The sequence below is a fragment of the Anaeromyxobacter sp. SG66 genome, from assembly GCF_022690805.1.
Lineage (GTDB): Bacteria > Myxococcota > Myxococcia > Myxococcales > Anaeromyxobacteraceae > Anaeromyxobacter > Anaeromyxobacter soli.
This window is the reverse complement of sequence record NZ_JALCZC010000177.1, coordinates 1-5,079: the sequence shown is the minus strand read 5'-3', so window position 1 is coordinate 5,079 and position 5,079 is coordinate 1. Positions and strand designations below refer to the sequence as shown.

The window sequence follows — 5,079 nt, the reverse complement described above, 5'->3', positions numbered from 1 at the left end:
CAGGGCGCGCTCGGCCTCGCCGCGCGCCCGGAGCGCGAGCGCCGCCGCGCCCGAGGCCGCGGCGATCGTGATCGTGCCGAGCACCGCCGCGACGCGGCGCAGCCGGCGGTGGCGCAGCGCCCGGGAGGCGGCGGCGGCCCGCTCGGTGTACGCCTCCTCCACGCGCTGCAGGGCGGCGAGGAGGGCGCTCGCGCTCTGGGGGCGCCCGGCGGGATCCTTCGAGAGGGCGCTCGCGAGCAGCGCGGGGAGCTCGGGCGGCGCGTCGTGCAGGGGGAGCGGCGGCGGCGGGCCGGGATCGAGGGCCGCGCTCCGGCCCTCGACCTGCGGGAACGGGAGCCGTCCGGCGAGCATCTGGAAGAGCATCACCGCGGCGCTGAACACGTCGGCGCGCGCGTCGCCGGGCTCTCCCCGGAGCTGCTCTGGCGCCATGTAGGCCGGCGTGCCGCCGGCGAGGCTCGCGCGATCGAGGAGGCGGGCGAGGCCGAAGTCGAGGATCTTCAGGCCGCCCTCGTCGGTGAGGAAGACGTTGCCCGGCGTGAGGTCCCGGTGGACGACGCCGTTCGCGTGGGCGTGCACGAGCCCGCGCGCGACGTCGCGCGCGAACCGCACCGCCTCGAGCGGCGCCAGCGCGCCGCGGCGGATCCGCTGCTGGAGGGTCTCGCCGCGGAGGAGCTCGAGGATGAGGTACGGCGTCCCCTCGTGGATCCCGTAGTCGTGCAGCGTGACGACGTTCGGGTGGTTGAGCCGGGCGGCCGCCTCGGCCTCCTCGCGGAGCGGCTTCTCGAGCAGCGCCGGCTGCGCGAGCGACGGGCGCATGGCCTTGAACGCGACGAGCCGCCCGAGCTCCGTGTCTCGCGCCTCGAAGACCACGCCGAAGCCGCCGCGCCCCACCTCACGGAGGAGCTCGAACCTCCCGATCCGCTGGCCCGCCACGATGGGGCGGGCGAGGTCGCCGGGATCGCGCGCGGGCGCGCTCGCGAGCTCCATGAGCAGGGAGGACAGAGCCTCGCCGTCCCCCGCCAGCTCCGGGGAGGTGGGGCGCCGCGGGTGGATCCCGTCGTCCATGCGCTCCCGCGCTCCTACTCGAGGAGCCCCTCCTCGCGTGCCATCCGGGCGAGCCGCTCCTTGAGGCGCTCGAACCGCTTGCGGAGCGCCGGCTCGTCCACGCCCTCACCCTCCTCCGCGAGGACGGTCGCGACCTCCCGCCAGGACAGGCCGCGATCGAGCCGGAGCACGAGCAGCGTCTGCTCGTCGGGCGAGAGGCGCGCGCGCAGGAGGTCGATGCCGCGCTGCCGCGCCTCGCGCTGCCCGAGGAGGACGCTCGAGCGCACCTCCTCCGCGATGCGCGACAGCTCCGTGGTCTCCAGGCGCCTGCCGCGCTGCCGGTACGGATCGCGCAGGTGGCGCGCCGCGGCGTGCCAGGCGAGCCGGTACGCCCAGACGCGCACCGGGCACTCGCCGCGGAACCCGGGGAGCCCGCGCCAGAGATCCTCGGTGAACTGGGAGAAGACCTCGGCCGCGTCCGCGTCGTTGCGCAGGATCGAGGTGAGGTACCCCAGGATCTGGGGGCCGTAGTCGCGGACGACCGCCTCCGCGCCGGCCTGGAGCTCTCCGTCCTCGATGAGCGCCCCAGCGCGGTCGTCCCTCATGCGCGCGGACCTCCCTGCCGGCTCCCACCTCCGGGGCACGGCTACCAGGCCGGGATCATGACCGACCGGACGGATCCGTTCAACGCACACGAGGCTGCCCAATTTCGTCCTCCGCGGGTCGCCCCCGCAGCGCGGGCGAGGGCTCCCCCGGAGCGAGGCGCGGGCGGGGACGACGTGACGTGCCGTTTCAGCGCGCGTGCTCGCGCGCGTGCTCCTGTAGCTCTCCCACGGCGTCCCTGGCGCGCGCCTCGGGCGAGCGATCGGTCCACATCCGCACGAGGAGGCCAGCGCCGAACCCCACGATCGCGGCCACGATCGCGCCGATGAGGAGCGTGCGCGCCCGCTGCCGCCGGTGCGCGTCCGCCACGATCGCGTCCGCCCGCGCCTCGCCCCCCCTGCGATCCCGCCGCCTCGCCATCTACAGCCCCATGCGCTGCACCTGGTAGCCCCGCTCGCGCAGCGCGGTGAGGAGCTCCTCGACGTGCTCGGGCCCGCGCGTCTCGAGCGTGAGCTGGAGGGTGGTGTCGCCGAACCGGTAGGCGAACGCGCGCGTGTGGTGGACCTCGATCACGTTCGCGCGGTGGTGGGCGACGATCGAGGACACCTTCGCGAGCTGGCCTGGCTTGTCCTGGAGCGCGACGCTGATGCGGACGAGCCGGCCGTCCTTCACGAGGCCGCGCTCGATCACCCGGGCGACGAGGTTCACGTCGATGTTGCCGCCCGAGACGATCGCGACGACGTTGCGGCCCTCGACGCCGCGCAGCTTCCGCTGCATCAGCGCGGCGACCGTGACGGCGCCGGCGCCCTCGGCGACCGTCTTCTCGCGCTCGAGGAGGTACAGGATCGCGCTCGCGATCTCCTCCTCGGAGACGGTGACGATGTCGTCCACGTAGCGCTTCACGTGGTCGAGGGTGAGCTCGCCCGCGCGCTTCACGGCGATGCCGTCGGCGATGGTGTTCGCCGGCTCGAGCGTCACGGGCTTGCCCGCGTCGATCGCCGCGATCATGCAGGGCAGAGCCTCGGTCTCGACGCCGACGACGCGCACGCCCGGACGGCGCTCCTTCGCCGCCACCGCCACGCCGGACACGAGCCCGCCGCCGCCGATCGGGACGACGATCGTCTCGACCTCCGGATCCTGATCGAGGATCTCGAGGCCGATCGTCCCCTGGCCCGCGATGATGGCGGGGTCGTCGAACGGGTGGACGAACGTGAGCCCCTCGACCTGCTCGAGCCTCCGCGCCTCCGCGTACGCCTCGTCGTAGTTCGCGCCGTGGAGGACGATCCGCGCGCCGTGCGCGCGGGTGTTCGCGACCTTCGTGATGGGCGTCGTCTCCGGCATCACGATGGTCGCCTTCACGCCCAGCCGGCCGGCGTGGTACGCGACCGCCTGCGCGTGGTTGCCCGCGCTCGCCGCGATGAGACCGAGATCGCGCTCCGCCGGCGAGAGCAGGAGGAGCTTGTTCAGCGCCCCGCGCTCCTTGTAGGCGCCGGTCATCTGCAGGTTCTCGAGCTTGAGGTGGGCGCTCGTGCCGGTCAGCCGGGAGAGCGTCTCGCTGCGGGCGCAGGGCGAGACGTAGATGCGATCCCGGATCCGGCCGAGCGCAGCCTGGACGTCCTGGAGCGTGATCATGTGGGAGGGTGACGCTACCCCCCGCGGGCGATCGATCGCAAGGCCGGGGGCGCGCGGCGGGCCTGCGCGTCGGCCGTGAGGCCAGCGGCGGGCTCGGCGGTGACGGAGGCGGCGCGCCGCCGTCGCCGGGCTTCGGCGAACGGCGTGCGCCGCGCCGCCTAGTGCTGGACCAGGCGGCGGGCCAGCTCGACGCGGTTCCGGACGCCGAGCTTGTCGAAGATCGTCTTGAGGTGGCTCTTCACGGTCTGCGAGGCGATCCCGAGCCGCTCCGCGACCTCGCGCGACCGCAGCCCGTCGGCGACGAGCAGGGCGACCTCGCGTTCACGCTGGGTGAGCCCATCGCCCGGAGAGGCTTGCACGGGCTCGGGCCCGATCTGCACCGGCTCCGGCAGCGGCTCCCGCCAGAGGTGCAGCTGCGTCTTGCCCTTCCCGACCGCGGTGACCTCGATCCGGAGCCGCTCGCCGTGGCCCTCCATCACGAGCGTGCGGCGGATCCCCGGCGGCCCTTGCTGCGCCCCGTCGGTGAGGCCTCGGAGCTCGCTCGGAATGGTTGCGCCGTCGGTGGCCTCCGGGAAGAACACGCGTAGCATGTCCTCCGCTTGACGGTCGCAGCGGAGCATGGCGTCGCCCTCGCAATGAGCCGCGGCGCCCCGCGGTGCGGGGACGCGAACGTTCGCGCGCATCATGGCACTGCACCCCCTGTCGTCTCTGTGGAGACAGGTCCCACATACTACAGGCTTGAAAACAACAGGTCACCCGACGCGGGCCGCTCGAAAGCTAATTTGGGTTTTCGCCTGCCAGATCAGGGGCCTTCGTGTCCGGTGACCCAAGGACTCTGCGCGGGTTCACCGCAGGCACCGACCGTGGGTACGGGCGAGCGCAGCGTGCGATCTGCCGCAGCCGGGGAGACGCTCCGTGACCGCGGAGGTCGAGCGGGCGAGCGGCCGCGAACGCGCTGGACACGCTCGGGATCCGCGCGGAGACTCGAAGCCATGCCCTTCCCCGACCTGCGCGAGCTCGCCCGGCGCATCGAACGCGCCGAGGCGGAGCAGCTCGCGCGGACCGGCGAGCCGGGGCCGAGCGGAGCGCTCGAGCTCGGGGGCGGGCTCGCCGTCTCCAAGGGGCAGGGGTCTCCGTTCTCGGCGGCGCTCGGCGTGGGCCTCGCGGGCACGGTGACCGCCGCGGAGGTCGACCGCATCGAGGCGCACCTCGGGAGCGGCGGTGGCGCGATCCGGATCGAGATCGCCGCGCCGGCCGATGCGTCGCTCCGCGCGGAGCTGGCGCGGCGCAGCTATCGCATCGAGCGGTTCCACCAGATCTGGTTCCGCGCGCCCACGCCGCTCCCGGAGGCGCCCACCGTGGAGGTCCGGCCGATCCGGCGGGAGGAGGAGCGCGCCTGGGCCGAGACCTTCGCCGTGGCGTACTTCGGGCGGATGCCGCAGTACGCCTCCATGATCGAGGGGCTCCTGACGATGCCCCGGGCCCCGGGCAACGTCGCGTTCGGCGCGTTCGAGCGCGGCACGCTCGCGGGGGTCGCGCTCGCCTCCGCGCACCGCGGCGTGGCGACGCTGTCGGGCGCCGGCGTCGTGCCCGAGCGGCGCGGGGGCGGCCTCCAGCTCGCGCTCGTGCGCGCGCGGCTCGCGTGGGCGGCCGCGCTGGGGTGCGATCTCGCCGCCTCCGCGACCGAGCCCGGGACGGCCTCGCAGCGGACGCTCGAGAAGGCGGGCTTCCGCTGCGCGTACCCGCGGGCCGTGCTGGTGAGGGAGCGATGAGCGCCGCGCGCGGGATCGCGCTCGCGCT

At 74.6% G+C, this 5,079-nt stretch carries 6 protein-coding genes; 1 reads left to right on the top strand and 5 read right to left on the bottom strand.

The genetic code is table 11. The annotated features are described in order from the left end of the window. The 5 genes from MNZ39_RS23155 to MNZ39_RS23135 all read right to left on the bottom strand — a co-directional run. The coding region (locus tag MNZ39_RS23155) for a serine/threonine-protein kinase (protein WP_242341455.1) at positions 1 to 1,065 on the bottom strand (1,065 nt) is incomplete at its 3' end. Positions 1,066 to 1,079: 14 nt separating this feature from the next. After that, positions 1,080 to 1,649 carry an RNA polymerase sigma factor gene (locus MNZ39_RS23150; protein WP_242341454.1) on the bottom strand — a complete coding sequence of 190 codons (570 nt, stop codon included), beginning with the start codon at positions 1,647 to 1,649 and terminating at the stop codon, positions 1,080 to 1,082. A gap of 187 nt (positions 1,650 to 1,836) precedes the next feature. Continuing rightward, on the bottom strand, positions 1,837 to 2,067 hold the full coding sequence (locus MNZ39_RS23145; RefSeq protein WP_242341453.1) for a hypothetical protein: 231 nt from the start codon (positions 2,065 to 2,067) through the stop codon (positions 1,837 to 1,839). Further along, on the bottom strand, positions 2,068 to 3,279 hold the full coding sequence (locus tag MNZ39_RS23140) for a threonine ammonia-lyase (RefSeq protein ID WP_242341452.1): 1,212 nt from the start codon (positions 3,277 to 3,279) through the stop codon (positions 2,068 to 2,070). Positions 3,280 to 3,437: 158 nt separating this feature from the next. After that, positions 3,438 to 3,899 (bottom strand): helix-turn-helix transcriptional regulator, encoded by a 462-nt coding sequence (locus MNZ39_RS23135; protein ID WP_242341451.1) that lies wholly within the window; start codon positions 3,897 to 3,899, stop codon positions 3,438 to 3,440. 372 nt (positions 3,900 to 4,271) lie between these two features. Between MNZ39_RS23135 and MNZ39_RS23130 the strand changes: the two genes are divergently transcribed. Beyond that, positions 4,272 to 5,051, top strand: coding sequence for a GNAT family N-acetyltransferase (locus MNZ39_RS23130; RefSeq protein ID WP_242341450.1), 780 nt, complete (start codon positions 4,272 to 4,274; stop codon positions 5,049 to 5,051). Positions 5,052 to 5,079: the final 28 nt, after the last annotated feature.